Source organism: Chryseobacterium sp. CS2K3, assembly GCF_059515185.1.
The window spans coordinates 339947-359700 of record NZ_JCAKRW010000006.1; the positions used below are offsets into that span (position 1 = coordinate 339947).

Sequence of the window (19754 nt, forward strand, 5' to 3'; positions counted from 1 at the left end):
ATTGAATGATGGGGAACAATCTGTATTTTTTACTGTTTTTAATGACGATGATTAATCAATTTGCCCCATGGAATGTGAATTTCTGTGAAAAGTTTTTATATATTTAGCGACCGAATAATTGATTCAATGGACAACGAAAATAAAACAGGACAAAACGAAACTTTAGTTAGAGGATTAACAAATCGACATATACAATTAATTGCCCTTGGGGGTGCCATAGGAACCGGATTGTTTCTGGGAATTGGACCCGCAGCCGTACTGGCAGGACCATCCGTTATCTTAGGATATGCTTTGGCAGGTATTATCGCCTTTTTTATCATGCGCCAGCTTGGTGAAATGGTTGTTCAGGAACCCGTATCGGGAAGTTTTAGTTACTTTGCCTATAAATATTGGGGAAATTTTCCAGGATTTGCTTCCGGATGGAACTATTGGATTCTCTATATTCTCGTAAGTATGGCTGAGCTTACAGCAATAGGTCATTATATACATTTCTGGTGGCCCGAAATACCACTCTGGGTTTCCAGTTTGTTCTTTTTTGTGGTCATTAATGCCCTGAATCTGGCTTCTGTAAAAGTATATGGAGAAACAGAATTCTGGTTCTCCATCATCAAAGTTGTCGCGATTATTGCAATGATTATTTTTGGAGTTTATCTTTTAATAAGCGGTACCGGAGGAGAAAAAGCGACAATTACCAATTTATGGAATGACGGCGGACTTTTCCCGAAAGGATTATTCAATAAAACGACTGAAGGTTATTCAGGACTGTTTGCAGCTATGGCAATGATCATGTTTTCTTTTGGAGGTCTGGAATTGATCGGAATTACAGCTGCTGAAGCTAAAAACCCTGAAAAAACTATTCCACAGGCAACCAATCAGGTGATCTACAGGATTTTAATTTTCTATGTAGGAGCTTTGGTAATTTTATTTTCATTAAGTCCCTGGAGAGAAATTACAGAAGGTTCAAGCCCGTTTGTAATGGTTTTCCAAAATCTGAATGGGTTAGAATTCAGTCTTTTTGGTAAAGTAATCCAGTTCAATACCCTGATTGCTAATGTACTTAACCTTATTGTACTGACTGCTGCTTTATCCGTATACAACAGTAGTGTTTACAGCAACAGCCGTATGCTTTTCGGATTGGCTCAACAAGGAAATGCACCAAAATTCCTGAAAAAGCTGAATAAAAACTCAGTTCCGACCAATGCAATCATTATATCTTCATGTTTCGCGGGAATCTGTATTATCATTAATAAACTGGTGCCGGAAAAAGCATTTCAATATCTGATGGCTCTTGTGGTATCTACATTGATTATCAACTGGCTGATGATCTGCTATACTCACCTGAAGTTTAAGCAGTCAATAACGAAAGAAGGAGTTCAGTCAAAGTTTCCATCCATATTTTATCCTGTTTCCAATTACATATGTATTGCCTTTTTAGTTCTTATTTTAGGATTAATGACCATTACAGGAATGGAGATTCAGGTAATTTTGATTCCGATCTGGATAGGATTTTTATTTGTAATGTATAAATTATATAAACCCAGTTAATAGGTTTTAAATACAATAAAAGATATGGTTTTTGGAAGCTTTTTAGTAGTACAGAAACCATATTTTATTTTAAAAAGTATCATTCATGAAGCATTTTTTTTTCTTTCTGTTCATATGTTTATTTCCAATTTCTGGAGCCGCTCAAAAGAGTGATTTTAATATTTATATTGAAACTTCCGATATCCGGAACTTTTGGAAAGCTTATGATGAGGTTCGGAGAATTGAAAATAAAAACGATAAAATATCAAGATTCCAAAAACTATATGTGGATAAAGCGACTTCCGGCTTAAAAGACTTTATGGCTTCAAGGAATTTTACTTCGGAGCAATGGATTGAGTCATTTGCAGACAAACCCAAATTCTGGAATTCTATCAGAAGTAAAACAGAGAGCATTCAAAAAGATTTTAAAAGTATTAATACTATTTATCAGCATTTCAGTCAGCTGTACACAGATTTTTCACCTCCGAAAATCTACTTTACCATAGGAAATCTCAAAGGAGGAGGAACTGTTATTAATGGAAATTTAATTATTGGCTCTGAACTTGCTGCTTCTGATGCCACGGTAGATTATTCCGAATTGTCTAAAAACTATCAGGACAGAATGAAGATTAATTCAGGTATTATTTTTCTTACGGCTCATGAACTGGTTCACACGCAACAAAATTTAAAAGGTGATGGAAAGACCAATTTATTGGGGCTTAGTTTGAAAGAAGGATCTGCTGATTTTATAGCTGAATTGCTGACCGGGAAAAAAGTGGAGGCTCCTTATATTGATTACGGAATGGCTCATCAAAATGTTTTATGGGAACAATTCATAAAAGAAAAGGATGGATATGATTTTCAAAATTGGTTATCCAATACATCTACAATCAAAGACAGACCTGCCGATTTGGGATATTTTATAGGCTACATTATTACAAAAAGATTTTATGAAAACTCAAAAGATAAAAAAGCAGCAATAGATAAAATAATGAAACTGGATTTCAATGATAGTTCTCAAACAGAAAATTTTTTAAAGCAGTCAGAATACCGGGTAGAAGTGAAGTAAAATGTTAATCATCCTCTGTTTACCTATAAGTATTTTTAAAGTATGGTTTTTATCTGCATTTTTTGTAAATTAGTAATAGAAAATTATTCAAAATCAGGTGAAATTACTGTCTGTTTTTGAAGAAATGCAGCGGACAAGCCGAACACCGCAATACAAAGTAGGCATTTAAAAAACACTTCTATGGCTAATTTATTTCAAACCTTTACCAACACTGTTAAACATTGGTATATCCCATTGATCTTTGGAATTTTATTTCTTATCTGCGGTTTTTATGTATTCAGTGTGCCGCTTGCAACTTATGTTACTCTTTCCATCTTTTTCAGTGTCTCATTTCTTTTTTCCGGGATTACAGAAGTTTTCTTTTCATTACAAAATAGTAAATCCTTACAAGGGTGGGGCTGGTTTCTGGTAAGTGGTTTACTTACAACCGCAATTGGCGTTTATTTAATAGCTTATCCACAGATTTCAATGTCTATTCTGCCTTTTGTAGTTGGATTTACTCTATTATTTCGTTCTTTTCAGTTATTAGGTTTTGCCTTTGATTTGAAAAGTATGAAAATAATGAGTTGGGGAAATATAGCCCTGGCAAGTGTAGGTGGAATCATATTTTCTCTATTATTAATATTTAATCCAGTATTTACAGGGATTTCACTAGTTACCTTAACGGGTATTTCCTTTATTTTTATGGGAATTGCTTCTATTATGCTGGCTTTGGATTTGAGAAAAGTTAAAAAAATTCCGGGAAAAGTAAGCCAGGAACTGAGAGATAAGATCAGATCTATACAGGAAGAAATTGATGAATTAAAGAAATAGTCATGCTTTATATGACATCATGAAGAAATCCATCTCATTCTCGAGGTGGATTTTTTCTTTTATACAACAAGTAAGTTATGGTTTTCCATAATTTTTTAATTGAGCTTTGATTTAGTTTTGTGAAAAATTAAAGCTAGAAACATGAAAAAAATACTTTTACTACTTGTATTAACATCTATCATTTATTCTTGTGGAGGAAGCGGAAGTGATTCTGGATCCGAATATTGTACTTATAATGGGCATACGCTTTATACAGGCGAAAAAGGAGGATGTTATTATTTGTCTTCCGGGGGAAATAAAGAATATGTTGATAAAAGCTATTGCAGAGGATGTAATTAAAAAAAATGATTGCCAAAATCTATTAACAGATACTTTTATAGTGTCTGTTTTTTATTTTATTAGAAGAATTCTAGAAAAAACAAAAACCATCCTTGAAAAGGATGGTTTGTAGTCAAAAAGTGAACAAATGTCGAACTAAATAATTGACGACCTTATGGTTCTATCCAAACTAACATCATAAAAACATATTCGTAATTATAGTATTATTCTAACTGATTCGCCATTATATTCGGTCCTATTTTGAGCATATTGTCAGGACTGGTTATATATTTCCGTTTGGGAAATAAGTAATAGATTTATCATCTTTTAATTAATTTCTTCTGTTTGAACCTCGATATCAATTTCTTCAAAATCATCAGGTTTTTCCTGAATTGGAGTTTCGAGCTTAACGCCATTTAAATAATAGGTTAAACCAAGATATATCTCTTCACTAAATAGCATTCCATCTATTTTTCTTCTAAATACTTTACCTGCTTCAGCGGTAATTATGTTATCTTCTATATTCATTTTTATTCGATTGGGAAAATTCGTGCAGCATGATAGCTCCAACTGGTTGCTGTCTTATAAGCATTTACACTACCTGCCGGCACATATATTTTTATTAAATCATTACTCGGATCATTACACAATGTTTTAGAAATAAGGGTTGGCGGAATTACGGCAAAAATTGTTAATTTCAAATACTTTCCATTTAAAGCACCCATAACAAATGGTCTTGTTTCAATATATTCAACTGATGCAGGGAGTTTTACTTCAAAAAATGGTGTAACGATATTGGCAGGAGGAGGAATAGAATCAGCTCTTATTATCGTAAGTGCAGTCCATTCTGAAAGATCATAAGAAGTCAATTGTACATTATTTTCATCCGTCATCGGAATATAAGCAGACTCAAACAACAAATTAGCTTTTATCTCTTTTAAATATTTAAAAGAGATTTTATTACCATCTCCTGATTTTACGTAACATCTAGTAAGAACATTAACACCTAATATTTTAACATTTTTGAACCAACTAAGATCCACTCTAATATTCCCCAAGCCTCCATCTCCAATTTCTTCAAGATTTTCAAATGGATTGGTTGTATTGGCAATACTTGATGTGGTAGCATATAATTGAAATGCATTAGCTCCTATTTTTTTTATGTTAGGCGGGAAAATAATATTAGGTCCCCAGTAAATGCCATAAAATGCTCTAAAGCCTATTTCTTCCAAGTTGGTAAAAAATCTAAACTCAGGAAAAGCACTAGCAAAATCAGTATTATAACTTGGATTGATTGAACCATTAAAAGCATTATCTTCAATTTTAGTCACAAGTCGAGCTTCGGAAAAACTGAGTTCATTATCACCATTTTTATCATATTTCTCTAAAATTAATTTTTTTCTTGTTGAACTAGAAAACTGGATAAATTCAGTAACATTTTGGAATGTAAAATGAAAATCAGGCCAATTGTTCTCCATAAAAACTTTATCGTCAGCATAAATCGTTTTGAAATCCCATGTACCTTCTACCACTGAATGAGGAAGTGTATTTCCGCTATCATCTATTCCTTTTGCAACGATAAGCTTATAAAAAGAATCACTATTATCACTGCTTCCTACAAGATTATTGACACTGATTCTACTTATTTTTGTTAAATTATTGACAATAGTAGTTACATTTATTTTTGAACAGTTTTTAATATAAAGCGTTGTAATACTGGTTGGTGTGAAAAATAAATTTTGATTGGAAATAAAATTTTGATTGTCTAAAATAAGAGTGTTTGCCACTGTAGGAAGTACTAATAAATTTAGTAAACCACCTTTTGGCAGTAAAACAGCTGAAACACCAGTTCCTGCCGCATACACGCTCTTTATCGCTGTACAGCCTGATAAATCAACAGCCTGCTTGAGATTAGGACAATTCGAAATATCCAACTCTTCCAACAACGTATTATTTCCCACAAAAAGGTTTCTCAGATTTTGATTAGAATACCCCACCACTTGACTTCCTATTCGAAGCCTCGATAAATTCATCGCTTTTGAAACATCTAAAGTACCAAGATACTTTCTTGACAAATCTCCAAGATCTTTAATTGCAGAGGCACCATAGATAATGGTTTCTGTGTCGTTAAAAGTAATAGCCGGAGCTTGAACTAAAGATGAAACATTTTTTCTAAGCCTCGCACGGTTGATATAGGAACCAAACTTAATTTTCGTATATCCGTCTTTCTGAGCCGTTAATAAAAAATTAGCATTTGGAGGAATTGCAAGGGTGCCCGAAGGTGTATAAAGTCGCATTGTGATATAATCAGATGAAAAAGTAGACGTGTCATATTTTCCGTCCATATATCTGAATCTATTTAATAACCAATAATTCCTGTGCGATTTTCTTGAACCTTGTGCGGGGTATAAATAACTTCCGTTCCCGGCAACAACCAAAGGATCTATATATTTATATTTCGCATCTTCATTGAAAATACTTTCCGCCCATTTGTCAGATTCTAATGTGTTAAAATACGTATTGCACTTATCATAAGTCAGAATTCCTGAAGTTCTCATTTGCTGATATAATGCGGTAATCTCACTATCAAAAGCTACTTCAACCAATTTCCAAAGCTCTGAAAGGGCACCATTCCAGACAAATCCACTTCCTACTTGGTCGTGAGCTTCTACCCAATAATCATACACATTGTGACCTTCGTTATTAAGACCTAAAACCGTGTCATTATCATAAAATATAAGATACCAACGATTATTTCCTTGCGCATCCGGATACATCGCAAACATTTGATTTTTAGCGCGCTGATCGACCATTGCAAAAAACTCAGTGAATACATAATAAAACAGTAAAAACTGAATATTAAAATGATCCGGAGCCTCGGTTTTGAATTTTAAAGGATTATTTTTGCAACTCACAATCCAGGTATGCAAAGCTTCAAGATTCGATGTATCTTCATTATTTTCCGGATATCTTCCCTCAAAATCATTTTTCCATAAATGCTTACCATTTTCGTCTACACTTTGAAAATCTGTAGCAATAAATAATGTATTATCTGAAGTATTGTTTAAAAATTCCCAGCATTCCTGCCCCCCTGTAAAACCTGTCGTTGCTTCATTGGACTTATCATTGTTAAAATTATATTTTCCGAGAAAAATACGCTCAGAATCTGTTGTCGCTCTGTGAAAAATAAGCATAGGAAATCCATCCATCGTAGTACGGATATCAGGATTAATTAATTGTGGCGGAACTAAATAACCCAATTGATTTAAAGAATCCTGTGCAAGCCTTGCCAAACCAATGTTATGAGAACCTGAAGATTCCATAAAATCGGCTTTAAAAGTAAATGTCTTTTCCGCCAATGAATTATCACGAAGTTTGTATTTTGAAGAATTTATTTCGCCATTTTTAAAACCTCCATTAAATTTTATTTTAAAGTTTTTTCGGGGATAATATTGTGATGATGTACCCTGAACATCAATACTCGCATTTACATAAGAAAACGATTTTGTAGGATCCTGAGCATTTTCATACTCTCCAACAATTGTTTTTTTATCGCCTTTATAAGTTGGCAGATCTCCAACAATGGTTAAGCATGGAATTGATTGTAAACATTTATCGTAGGACAAATTTCCGAATGCATCGTACAATTTATTTCTCTCATAGATGTTGACTTTTTCAACCAGATTATCCATGTCAGCGATGTAATTGGATAACATCTGATCGGCGTTTAGATTATTATTATAAACCCTGATATTATATAGATTAATAGTACAGTCACTGCTTCCAATGGTAATGTTTTGAGGAGCTTGTTGTAAAAAACTGTCTAATGAATTATACTGATATAATGAAGATATAATTCCATTGATATACACAAATACCAATCTTTGATCTGCAACCTTTGTAACGACTACACTTACACGGATCCTTTCCTCTTCCTTAAAAAATATGGATGTACTGTCCTGCTCAGAGCTGAACGAAAACGAATTTGAGGTAGCAACAAATCCAACATTTCCATTCTTACAAGAAAAAATAGTACTGTCACTGTTTTTTATATCTGAAGTTGAAAATTCAAATTCTAATGTTTTACCGCCTGTTTTAAAATCGTTATCAAATATTTTAAAAGGAATCTCAACCCTTGCATTTCCGCTCACTTTAAGCGCTACAGAACCTTTTGAATCTTGAATCCACCCATTGGTGCTGAAATCAAAATCAGTAAGAATACATGACAAATTTTTGTATTTCCACTCTTTTTTGTTAATCTCTGAATTGCTTCTGTTTCGGCTGCTTAAAAATAATTCCAAGCCTAGCGTTTCGGCTTCTACCTGAATATCAAATGCTGCTACCACTACTGAAGTATTTTTCGTGACATTGCCACATTTAAAAGTTACAGTGTGCGCACCTGAGTCCATAAATGTATAGGTGAACTTCTGCAAACTTCTATTTACTACCAATTCTGAAACCTTCACTCCGTCGACCAAAATCTCAACATCGCTATAATTAGATGATGGTGAATACACCAGATATTCAATCGAAGCTGGAGCATATTGATTCGCAACAACATTATTTGCCGAAGAAACCAGAGGTGTTAAATTATCGGCAACAACACTGATAATATCTGTAAATAAGTGATTGCTTTCAATGATCTCTCCTGACAAATCAGCGGTCATATATACCTCTAAAATATGAACTCCGTGCGGCTGTGCAGGAATTTCATAAAGAAGCTCTTTGTTATTAATTGAAGTAACTACCGGAGGAAGATCTGATCCATTTAATTTGAAATGAATCGTCTTCTCGACATTCCCGGTTGGAATATATCGGAAAATGATGGGTCCCGAATTAATAGTGGTCTTGTTGTATGTAGTACTTAAAGCAAGTGCTATTGTTTGAATATCATATTTTAATTTCCTATTATTTCCATAACTATCAGTGATACTAAGTGTTATTGTATTATCTCCCGCCAAAATATATGACGTGATATCTATCTCATTGGCTCCCTGATTAATGTTTTTATTAAATAGGATTGTATTTCCCTTTAAAATACTCGCAGTTCCTCCGCCAGTCTCACTACCATCAACGCTGTCGATGGATGACCATGAAAAAACTAGTTTAACTTCGCTTCCGAATGATTTTACGAACGATGCAGGTATTTCAGATTTTGCGCGGAAAACAATTCCATTGCCTCCTCCGGTTCCTCCACCAGTTCCATATTCACTTTCTGACTTTTCTCCTAAAGCTGAATATGCAATCTGTTTAATGATTTTTCCATCTTCGTTTTTAATGAAGAACATAACGGGATAAATAAAGTTATCTGCAACTTCTTTATCTGATCTTTCATAATTTGTAAAATAAATTCTTCCTGTATATCTCATTTTAATCTTCTTGTGTTAAATCAATAAAACCATCTGCTCCGCCTCCAGGCATATTCACCTCAAGAACAGACCACACCAAACCGTCAAAGGAAATTATTCCGAAATTTTCAATTGTAACTCCAGAAGCATTTTCGTAGACTCCACTTCCTGCCCAAAACCATTTTGGTGATCCCGGCTTAACAATAATATTATCAGCAGGTCTTAAAATTCCTCCAAAGGAAGAATTTGCTCCTGAACCTTTAAGCAATTCTATCTGCTCCTGAAGTATATTTACAATTTCCTCGATTTGCTCCTTTGTATAGACATTTCCGGTCTCTTCACCATCGTCTATAGTGGCTGCTAGTTTGATCTTTAATTTTTCTTTCCATTCTTCTACATTTCTGGCAGTAAGATTGGATGCATTAAGTTTTGCGAGCACTAAATCGTGTGCGCTTTCATCTTGCAGATGATTTGTAAAAGTGGTGCTGGATACTGTTTTTTGAAAAGTTTCATTTAAACCCGTTACCTCATCCATCCTGATGTTTTCATCTAAATGTCGGAATGAAGAAAAGGTCTGCTGAAACTGATTTTCTGTGGGCATATCACCCTTTTCAAACCAGCTAAATATTGTTTTTAATGGTACTTTCATTATTATTGGAAATTAGTTTTTATAAAATTGATGATTCGAGGGAAAGTCTATTCTTGATAGGCTTATTGTAGTAAAATAGAATTCTGTTTTTTGAGCAATTATTGATTTCTGCCCCTCTTTTATCGTGCTATAAATGAGTGAATTATTAATAGGGGTGCAACTTAGAAAACATATATTTCCGCAATGTTTTTTTTGTAATTTATTTTAAACCAACTACATTTTTTTATACTGTTTTCTATGTGTATTTTTTTGACCACAATGATCATTCACATTCTTTAGAGTGCAAATTTCATTGTTTTTTTATCCTTATAAAAGTTTTTTGACCTCGCTATTCTGTAATTGCAGTAACAAGTATTTTTAACCTAAATAGACCGATGTGAATTAATAATCAATTCATCAGTATTTTATATTAGTACTATAAATGCACTTGTGAATATTGTAATCGTAGTTATACATTTTTATGGGGAAGTGATTTGAAATAAGGAATTAGATTTATAATGAAGATTATATTAAAGGTTTCTTAAAAAAATATGAAGGAACTTTTTTAGTAGTGAAAATAATGTTAGAAGAATGGTTTCAGGGAAATTATTTGTAGGAATCAGATTTTTCAAAGAGATGATTGCCAAAATTGACAAGAGATATTGTAGAATCAAAATAAAAACTTTGCATTGAAAAATCCATTTAAGTGACCCTTAATTCTAATCTGTAAAGAACAGAACACTTTTTCTATTCAGATGAACTCAACTTTTTGCTGGGTTCACAACTTTTGTGACAGATTCAGTAGCTACCGAACCATTCAAAATTTTATGAGTAGGGAGAATTGGAAAGGAAAACGGCAGGAAAAAGATAGAACTCTAAGTCTGGAATAATAAAAATGCTTTCTTTGAAAATATATTTTTAAAATCTATATTTAAATTGCTGTTTTATGAAAGATTTAAAATTTGTAATATATGCAATGAAAGTGGTTGAAAATAAATACTAAATGTTTTAAAAACGATTGTAATACTGTGTTTTTTAGTGTGTTGCTGAGTAAAATTTACTCACGGAAATAATATTAATTCAAAATATGGGGAAAATATATTTGTAATTATTCGATAATTTTACTTATACTTATATCTGTAAGTATTTAAGAAATAATTGATTTAAACTATCTGATATTTTGTAGTGTACAATACAAAAATAAGATGAATTAAATATGTTTGCAAACAAACACCAAAGAGCAATCAATGTGTCTAAACTTGAGATTCAAATCAAAAAAAACTCAAATTTTTTAAAATGAAAAAACTATTATTTACAGGATTATTGATGATTAGTACATTATCTTTTGCTGCATCATGGACAATTACAACTACTTGCGGAGTTGTTGGAACTATTCAAATTGCTGATGGTGCTAGTACTTCTCAAGTTGCTCAAGCAGTAAGTCAATACAATTATAATCAATGTGGTGTGAGACCTGCTAAAATTAATCTTTCTATCGAGCCATAGACATTAATAGATTTTAATAATAATAGGTTCGTCAAACTGACGAACCTATTTATAAATCATGCTATATAACAATGAATTTAAAAAAAATATTATTTCTATTATTAATTTATACAGTCAATTTTTTACATTCTCAAGATTTAAAATCTAATTACGTCTGCACATATAAACTAGAGTACTCAATAAATGGGAAAAAAGATAATGAGCAATTCATTTTGTTTATTGATGCTATTAATAAAAAGTCTTTTTTTCAAAGCTCAATCAACTATGCAAAAGATACAGTAGATATAAAAGATCCTTTGCAATTAGCTGGTTATGACAGTGATTTCAATGAGATGGTTCTCTTCGATAAAAATTCATTTAAAGTTTTTGAAACAGTAATAGATGCTAAATTATCTTATTTGGAAAATCAAAAAATAAGCTGGGTAATATTGGATAAAATTAGGAAAGAGGAAAATGTTACTATGCAATTGGCAAAAACTAATGCTTATGGAAGGACATGGTTTGCTTGGTTTAGTAAGGATGTTCCAATTGATTTTGGACCCTACAAATTTAATGGCTTGCCTGGTTTCATAGTTTCTCTATATGATGAAAAAAAGGACTTTGTATTTACTCTTCAAAAATTTAAAAAGAAAATAAAAACTTTAAAGCTCCCAAATTCAAAAAAATTCAAAAACATTCCAAAAGTTACATTTAATAAATCTAGATTTAAAATTCAGACGGCTGATAATGGTGTTGTTATTTTTAATAATGCGAAAGAAAGAGAAAGCTGGATGAAAAAGCTTGAAGAAAGGTATACTTCTTTACCTTTATTAGATATTGAGTATCCAATTAAATAATACATTATTTATTTTAGCTTATCTATAAGGCTGGAGCTTTGATCTTAGAAATATGAATTTTTTTTTTAAATGTAGATCTACAAGAACAAATCTCGAACCGATTCGTTGGTGATTTGCAAATTTTATCAACTTTACAGTTATAGGAATTTAGTTTGAATAGTGGAATAGATAATTATCATTAGTTAATAGAAATACGGTTAATTTACGGTAATCCGTAATAAATATGATAGAGAGAATAATTCCAATATTATTGTGACACAGTATGATCCGGATGGAGGTATAGCGAAAAAGTTTACCAACAAATTAGGACAAGAATATAAAACATCTACCAAAGCATTTGGACAGGGTCAGTTTGCTTCAAAGGATGTACAATATGATGTATTGGGTAGAAAGCTTAAAGAATCTGAGCCTTATTTTGATGGACAAAGTGCCTCCGGGTGGAATACCATTATTTATGATGATTCTGTATATCCTGTTAAAGTAACAGCTACTGAGTTTAATGGTAAACAAATGGAGACTTCTGTTTCCGGTTTAACAACAACGGTAAAAGAGTTAAATGGCTATGGAAGAACTACCTCAAAAACTACTGATGCACTGAATAATGTAATTTTGAGCAAGGATAAAGGAGGAACAATTATTTTCTCATATAATGCAGCAGGAGAGCAAATTAAGGCGCAATATGCTGAAAATGTTGTTACAACTAAATATGATGCTTGGGGAAGAAAATCAGAGTTCAATGATCCTTCTAACGGATTGTATAAATATGAATATGATCCTTTTGGACAATTCAAAAAAATAAGTAGTCCTAAAGGAACGAAAGAATATACTTATAATAATTTAGGTCAGCTGATCTCTCAAAAAGAATTGTCAACTACAGACGCCGGACAAGCTACTAATAAAATAATTTCATATTCTTATGATAATAAAGGTAGGGTAATTTCTAAAGGGGGAATCTCAAATGGGAAAGCTTACAGTTCTAATGTTTCTTATGATCCACAGGGAAGACTCTTATCTTCGTCTGAAAGTAGTAATGGTAAGTATTATATAAGAAAAGGTATTACATATGATGACAAAGGAAGAGTCATTTCTTATGAAAAACAATTATATTCTTCTAGTGCTTTAACCAAAGTAAATATCGAAAATGTATATAGTGCTTGGAATGGAGAATTGTATCAAGTAAAAGATAAAAGCTCTGGTAAAATTCTTTGGGAGCTTCAGGAGACTAATGCTAAAGGACAGCTGTTAAAATCTAAATTAGGAGCTACAAGTGTTAATAATACGTATGATTCAAATGGTTTTTTAACAAATGTCAATCATTCATCAGCAGTGAAATCAGGCATTCTCCAACTTTCTTACTCATTTGATGCGATAAAAAATGAACTGAAAAGCAGAACAACAGGTGGAGATTTTAATATCGTAGAATCTTTTGATTATTACGATAATAACCGATTAGTAAACTGGACACATCCTGTAACCGGAATTAAACCTTCCAATAACCGGAATGTTTATGATATTAAGGGTAGGATCATGGAAAACGACCAGGTAGGAACCATGAAGTATGAGAATGCGGCTAAGATCTATCAGCCGACAGCAATGACATTGAATGCAGTGGGAACTCAGAATTACAATAATGATCTGATCCAAAGCATTGCTTATAATGAGAATAATGATCCCGTATTTATTGATGGAATGAAAGGTGATGTAGCTTTCCAATATGGATTAACAAGCATGAGGCAAAGAGTTACATATGGTGGTAATTTTAATATTGATGGAGATGGAAAATTCACCAAGTATTACAGTGAAGATGGAAGTTATGAAATTGTAAAGGACAATGCGACAGGAAAAGAGAAACATATTCTTTATATTGGTGGAAATCCTTATAATAGCAATATTATTTATTTAAAAAATTATAATGAGGCGAATGGTTCTTATAAATTCCTACACAAAGATTATATTGGCAGTATCTTAGCTATCAGTAATGAAGCAGGAAACAAGCTGGAGCAAAGACATTTTGATGCATGGGGGAATTTTACCCATCTTCAAATTGGAAATGGAGCTATAATTACTGACAAGAATATTATTGATACTATATCGTTATTAGTAGAAAGAGGCTATACCAGCCATGAGCATTTTGCAGAGGTTGGAATCATCCACATGAATGGTAGATTGTATGATCCGTTATTGAGAAGATTTTTAAATGCTGATGAAAACATACAGGATCCTTACAATACCCAAAACTACAATAAATATGGATATGTGATGAATAATCCATTGATATACAATGATCCTAGTGGGGAGTATTGGGAGGCAGGTGCATTATTGACCGCTGCAGCGTTTGCTATACAAGGGGCTATTGTAGGGACAATACTTGCTGCAGGAATATATATAGTAAACTCTCTAGTGACCGGAACCTGGTCTTGGGGTGGTTTTGCCAGAAGCTTACTTTTAGGAGCAGTTACAGGAGCAGCCACAGGAGGTTTAACTGGAGGAATGTCAGCCAGTGGCTTCCAAGGAGCCGTGATTGTGAGTAGTATGAATGGTGCTATTGCCGGGGGAGTTGATGCTTTGTTTAGTAAAGAGAATTTTTTTACCGGTATGTATAGAGGAGCGGTTTTTGCGGCGGCTACTGCTGGAATTATAAGTGGGATTAGCTGGGTGGTTAATCAGTTTAATAACTTTTATGTATATCAAGGTCAAACAGCAGAGGTATTAGATTTAGAATCCGATAAAATTTATGGTACACCTGTAGAGCACAGCGCAGATCAAATTTCAAAAGTGGTTCAAAAAGAGTTTAAAAATGTATTACCTACTAATGGAAGCTATTTAGCATTACATAAACCTAGTGATTTACCTGAATATATGAGAAAAATTGGATATACTTTTGATGGAAAGGTTCTAATGAATGGTAATAAACAAGAAGTTTTGGCAACGACTACTCCATTTTATAATAATAAATACATTAAATATGTTTTTGCTCCAAATGCGGCGAGATCTTACGAACAATTAGTGAAAACAACAGGGCATGAGTTATTACATGGAACTTTTTTTTCAAAAGGAATTTCTGCGTTTGAAATGGTTGTTTCGAACTGGGGTATAAAATCATATCCAACTGAATTAAATAACCATCATGCAATAATTGCTATATGGGAAGATAAATTCTTAAAATATAAAGGATGGCAAAATCTTCCTGTAAATAGATTACCTGTAATAGATTTGAATAAATTAATTCCTGCAAGCCCAGGACATAAGTTTCAAAAAGATCTAATGCTTAAAATAATGTCAAATTTTTTTAATACATCCAAATGAAAAAATATACATTGATATTCCTCTTTATTTTTTTATTTTCCTGCTCACAAAAACAAGAGGTAGGAAAAGACACTGTTACTTTAGAATATAAATATGATTTGAATAAAAAAGAATATTATTTAATATTCTCAAATAAAACAAATGAAGATTTGACTATTTTAATACCTAATCAATTGGTTTTTGTTCTTTATAATGATACCGATGAAAAAGCATCAAATAATATTTTGGAAAATGTCGAAAGGACAATTTACTGTAACATAGGGAATTATCCTTCTACAAAATCTGCTATGATATTAAAAAAAAGCTATTATAACTATTTCCATAGTAATGATCAAAAATATGAATTTACAGCAGTTGATTTAAAAAGTAATGAAAAGAAAGAAGTTTTATATCATATTTTAACAAAGAAAAATATCAACTTTGGACATAAAAATTTATATAAACAGTATATTCCCAAAATGAGAGATTTACTAAATCAGAAGCCTTTTTTGGGAGTTCTCAATCAATACTTGGAGTTTAATGATCATGACTATAAATTATATTTGAACGATTTTGAAGTTAGAGATAGTCTTATCATACAACCTTAATGTTTAAGTATTTTTCAGATTACTCTAGCAATAAGTAGGAGATAGTTTATTTCTAAGATTATCTGAAAAAGATGTTGATTAAATAAATTTATTCTCATTTTGAAATAATAATTTGTACTCCTTAACGAGATAGCTTTAATATTTTCAAATTCCTGTATCAATTGATGCAGGAATTTTTATTGTATATTGGACTTTGTTATTAGTGGAAAGAGGTTAGGTAAACTTCCCTGTTTTTCAGACAAATTAAAATTAAAAACTTCAGGTTAAAACTCAGAGGAGTAAAGAATAGAAAACTTTTTCTATGTAGATGAACTCAACTTTTTGCAGGGTCCACTCCTTTTGTGACAGATTCTTAAAGATTCTGGAAGTAAGAATTTAAGAAGTTCGGTTTCATTTTGCACTATGTAAAATTAATAATTTTATTTTTCTCCCCAACTTTTGAGACTGATCCTTCATTAGTTCCCTTTTTTATTTTTCAAAAGAGAACAAAAAAAACAAAAACCACCCTTAAAAAGGGTGGTTTGTAGACTCACAGGGATTCGAACCCCAGATGACTGAACCAAAATCAGTAGTGTTACCGCTACACCATGAGTCTGTTTGTTTTAGTGGTGCAAATTTACAGCTTTTTTCTTTAGATGCAAGAACTTTTTGAATTTTTTTTTAAATTTACTGTAGATTTATTTACGGAAAATATGCAGATAGACTTCAATAATCTCAATATTAATCAATTATCCTTTAATACGGAATTTGAAAAAAAAGTTAGAAATTTTTTAGAAGAATGGATTTCTGAAGGTGAAACAGTAAATGTTCAGACTTCAGGCTCTACGGGAACGCCTAAAATTTTTGAAATTGAAAAAAAGAAAATGATCAATTCTGCAGTAATGACCTGCAATTTTTTAGGATTAAAGGAAGGCGATAAAGCTTTATTATGTCTACCAACAGAATATATTTCCGGTAAAATGATGGTGGTTCGTTCTATGGAGCGAAAATTGAAATTAATTATAGCAGAACCTTCTTTACATCCTGTAGCCAATCTGGAAGAAGAAATAGATTTCTGTGCGATGACACCTCTTCAAGTTGAAAATTCACTGGAAAAATTATATTTGATCAAAAATCTTATCATTGGTGGTGCAGCCGTTTCAGAAAGTCTGAAAAATAAAATTATAGAAATGAATCCTGACAGCTCAAACCGTATTTTTGAAACCTATGGAATGTCAGAAACCCTTTCCCATATTGCTTTGAAACAATTGATGCCACAACCGGAAGATTATTTCACAGTTTTTGAGAACGTTTCTATTTCTCTTGATGAAAGAGGCTGCTTGACAATATTTGCGCCCAATGTTAATGAGGAGATATTGAAAACTAACGATTTAGTTGAAATTAAAAATGATAGCCAATTTAAATTTTTAGGAAGACTCGATAATGTAATCAATTCCGGAGGAGCAAAAATATTTCCTGAAACTTTAGAAACTTTGGTGAAAAAAGAAATACCAAACGAAGTTATATTTGTAGGTTTACCCGATGAAAGTTTAGGACAAAAATTAATATTGATTGTTGAAGGAAACGAATCTGATGATGTGATTCAACAAATTGGACAAGTATCTTTTGAAAAAAATTTTCACAGACCAAAGGAAATTATTTTTATGAATAAAATCCCTAGAACCCCCAACGGAAAAGTGAATAGAATTGAGCTTCATAAAATTATCAGCGAAAATAGATAATCGTATTTCTGAATCCTGCAACTATTGAAAAATTAAAATAATGAAAGACTTTTCAAAAGAACTCAGTTTTAAAACTTCCCGAAGCAGTGGAGCAGGAGGGCAGAACGTTAATAAAGTAGAAACATCTGTGACCGTACTTTGGAAAGTTGAGGCTTCCTACATTTTTAATGATGACGAAAAAACGATGATTCAGGAAAAATTAAAAAACCGAATCAATGCAGAAGGTTATTTATTTCTAACCGTTTCAGAAAGCAGAACCCAGCTGATGAATAAAAATAAGGCGATTGAAAAAATAATAGATATAGTAAATAAATCTTTAATTGTTCCTAAAAAAAGAACAGCAACAAAACCTTCAAAAGCCCAGAAACAAAAACGTTTGGATACTAAGAAAAAACTTTCTGATAAAAAAGAAAACAGACGTTTTAAATTTTAGATACATACTGTCGCAAAAAATTTTATTTTTGCCAAAATTATTAACCAGTGATAAAAAAAATCTTTCTATTAGGAGCTGTTGTGATTTCATGCATAGCGTTTGCTCAACAACAAAAAATTTCAATCATCCCTTCAGTAGGATATGCATGGAGAACTGCGGAAACGGCAGCCGGTCTTTCCCAAGCTGAAAAAAATTATGTAAAAGGACTTAAGAACGGACTTCATTTTGATATTTCCGCATATTATAACTTAAAAAATATTGGATTAGGAGTGAAATTTTCTCACTTCAATGCTTCAAGCAATGGCTTTTTGTTGGGATATAACAACAACGGAATGCCGGTTTCTATTCCTGTAAGCACTAAAGATAATATTACTTTTATAGGTCCATCACTAATGTATTCCAATTATAATGAACCTACAAAGCATAAATTATTTTTTGATGTGGCAATTGGAGTAATATCTTATTCCACGAAAACAGGAGATATGAAAGGTACCGGATCCAATCTTGGGCTAGATGCAGGGGTAGGATATCAGTATGAAGTTTCCAAAAGCTTTTTAATAGGTCCTAAGCTGGGAATTACAGCGGGAACATTGAGTAAAATGACTTTCAATGGAAGAACAGTAGATTTTGGAAATGACCAAAAAGAAGGACTTACAAGAGTTTCCTTAAGCGCAGCAGCGACATTCCGTTTTTAAGTTCTATATTTGTAGAAATTATTAACAATCTATAATGACAGCAACAATCTTTTTATCAGCAGAGCGCCGACAAGCAGGATTGTTGCTGTCATTACTTTACCTACACACAGATTCTTTTCTGAAAAGTTCTAAGGAGTTTATCAATTAAGCCCTGTCAGGATCCAAGACAGGGAAATTATTCCGGATTTTTATACTATTATTTGTTTTGCGGTTTTCTATAGAATAAGGCAGGTTTATGCTTTGATTCTACATTGGATCGTTCGGGAAATACTGCATGTTAATCTTAAAAAATTGAAAAATGTCCAATCATATTACTGTAACCACTGGGATTTATGATGCTATAAAAGATACTCTTAGGAGAAAAAAGGTAAGCTTAGAAGAGGAAAAAAGACTCACTGAAGAATTAAGAAAAGCCAAACAGGTTTTAAGAAGAGATTTGCCGGCTGATACTGTGACAGTCAATAGAAAAGTAACATTGAAAGATCATACTCTGGATTCTGAACATGAATATATTTTTGTGTCTTCTGCGAGAGAAAAACTTAAGAAAAATAAACATTCCATTCTTTCTGATATTGCTCTTGCTGTGGTAGGATATAAGGTAGGAGATGTTATTGAATGGCCTTTCAGAGATGGAGAACGAAAAATTGAAATTGTAAAAGTGGAAGCCTGGGAAGGATAAAGCTTTTGTTGAATATTATAGGATTGAATTTACGAAGAAAACGTAGTCCATTTTTGGGCTGCGTTTTCTGTTTTGGAGAATAAGGGTGAATGTTGGAAAACACTAAGGCGCATGTTTTTTACATCACTGATGCTTTAGGGCGCAAAGATTTTATCTGCGATAAAATTTCATACCGCTAAATAGTAACTATGAAGTAGTCTTATAAAATATTATAAATCTAAGCTCTATGTAATTAGAAAAAAAGAACGGCATAGGAATATAGAATATAATATTCATATATTATTATAATAA

Annotated in this window: 15 protein-coding genes and 1 tRNA gene; 12 read left to right on the top strand and 4 right to left on the bottom strand. The window is 32.3% G+C overall.

Annotated features, from left to right (window positions below):
- The first annotated feature begins 126 nt into the window (after positions 1-126).
- From AC5YGG_RS13065 to AC5YGG_RS13080, 4 genes are all read left to right on the top strand, one after another.
- On the top strand, positions 127-1545 hold the full coding sequence (locus tag AC5YGG_RS13065; protein WP_496144908.1) for an amino acid permease: 1419 nt from the start codon (positions 127-129) through the stop codon (positions 1543-1545).
- Between the two features lie 85 nt (positions 1546-1630).
- Entirely contained in the window at positions 1631-2593 is a 963-nt protein-coding gene (locus AC5YGG_RS13070) for a gliding motility protein GldB-related protein (protein WP_496144909.1), read from the top strand.
- 180 nt (positions 2594-2773) lie between these two features.
- A complete protein-coding gene (locus AC5YGG_RS13075) occupies positions 2774-3406 on the top strand; it encodes an HdeD family acid-resistance protein (protein WP_496144910.1) in 633 nt (210 codons plus the stop codon).
- 141 nt (positions 3407-3547) lie between these two features.
- Entirely contained in the window at positions 3548-3745 is a 198-nt protein-coding gene (locus AC5YGG_RS13080) for a hypothetical protein (protein ID WP_496144911.1), read from the top strand.
- Positions 3746-4051: 306 nt separating this feature from the next.
- Here AC5YGG_RS13080 and AC5YGG_RS13085 read toward each other — a convergent pair whose 3' ends face one another.
- Genes AC5YGG_RS13085 through AC5YGG_RS13095 form a run of 3 tightly spaced genes read right to left on the bottom strand, consistent with a single transcriptional unit; the run spans position 4052 to position 9721 of the window.
- Positions 4052-4252: a hypothetical protein gene (locus AC5YGG_RS13085; RefSeq protein WP_496144912.1), complete on the bottom strand. Its 201-nt coding sequence runs from the start codon at positions 4250-4252 to the stop codon at positions 4052-4054.
- Between the two features lie 2 nt (positions 4253-4254).
- Positions 4255-9093: a leucine-rich repeat domain-containing protein gene (locus tag AC5YGG_RS13090; protein WP_496144913.1), complete on the bottom strand. Its 4839-nt coding sequence runs from the start codon at positions 9091-9093 to the stop codon at positions 4255-4257.
- A gap of 1 nt (position 9094) precedes the next feature.
- Positions 9095-9721 carry a hypothetical protein gene (locus AC5YGG_RS13095; RefSeq protein WP_496144914.1) on the bottom strand — a complete coding sequence of 209 codons (627 nt, stop codon included), beginning with the start codon at positions 9719-9721 and terminating at the stop codon, positions 9095-9097.
- Between the two features lie 1275 nt (positions 9722-10996).
- Here AC5YGG_RS13095 and AC5YGG_RS13100 point away from each other — a divergent pair.
- The 4 genes from AC5YGG_RS13100 to AC5YGG_RS13115 all read left to right on the top strand — a co-directional run bounded on the left by AC5YGG_RS13100 (position 10997) and on the right by AC5YGG_RS13115 (position 15935).
- Positions 10997-11206, top strand: a complete 210-nt coding sequence (locus tag AC5YGG_RS13100) for a hypothetical protein (protein ID WP_496144915.1) — start codon at positions 10997-10999, stop codon at positions 11204-11206.
- Positions 11207-11277: 71 nt separating this feature from the next.
- Positions 11278-12042: a GLPGLI family protein gene (locus AC5YGG_RS13105; RefSeq protein ID WP_496144916.1), complete on the top strand. Its 765-nt coding sequence runs from the start codon at positions 11278-11280 to the stop codon at positions 12040-12042.
- Between the two features lie 252 nt (positions 12043-12294).
- Positions 12295-15348 (top strand): RHS repeat domain-containing protein, encoded by a 3054-nt coding sequence (locus AC5YGG_RS13110; protein ID WP_496144917.1) that lies wholly within the window; start codon positions 12295-12297, stop codon positions 15346-15348.
- Entirely contained in the window at positions 15345-15935 is a 591-nt protein-coding gene (locus AC5YGG_RS13115) for a hypothetical protein (protein WP_496144918.1), read from the top strand. The genes AC5YGG_RS13110 and AC5YGG_RS13115 overlap by 4 nt, the downstream gene beginning before the upstream one ends.
- 524 nt (positions 15936-16459) lie before the next feature.
- Here AC5YGG_RS13115 and AC5YGG_RS13120 read toward each other — a convergent pair.
- Positions 16460-16530, bottom strand: a tRNA-Gln gene (locus AC5YGG_RS13120).
- Between the two features lie 97 nt (positions 16531-16627).
- On the opposite strand from AC5YGG_RS13120, the gene AC5YGG_RS13125 reads away from it, so the two are divergent.
- The 4 genes from AC5YGG_RS13125 (at position 16628) to AC5YGG_RS13140 (ending at position 19463) form a co-directional block, all read left to right on the top strand.
- Entirely contained in the window at positions 16628-17656 is a 1029-nt protein-coding gene (locus AC5YGG_RS13125) for an AMP-binding protein (RefSeq protein WP_496144919.1), read from the top strand.
- Positions 17657-17696: 40 nt separating this feature from the next.
- A complete protein-coding gene (gene arfB / locus AC5YGG_RS13130) occupies positions 17697-18089 on the top strand; it encodes an alternative ribosome rescue aminoacyl-tRNA hydrolase ArfB (RefSeq protein WP_496144920.1) in 393 nt (130 codons plus the stop codon).
- A 47-nt stretch (positions 18090-18136) separates the two neighbouring features.
- Entirely contained in the window at positions 18137-18784 is a 648-nt protein-coding gene (locus tag AC5YGG_RS13135) for a hypothetical protein (RefSeq protein WP_496144921.1), read from the top strand.
- 298 nt (positions 18785-19082) lie between these two features.
- A complete protein-coding gene (locus tag AC5YGG_RS13140) occupies positions 19083-19463 on the top strand; it encodes a GreA/GreB family elongation factor (protein WP_496144922.1) in 381 nt (126 codons plus the stop codon).
- The last annotated feature ends 291 nt before the right edge of the window (positions 19464-19754 follow it).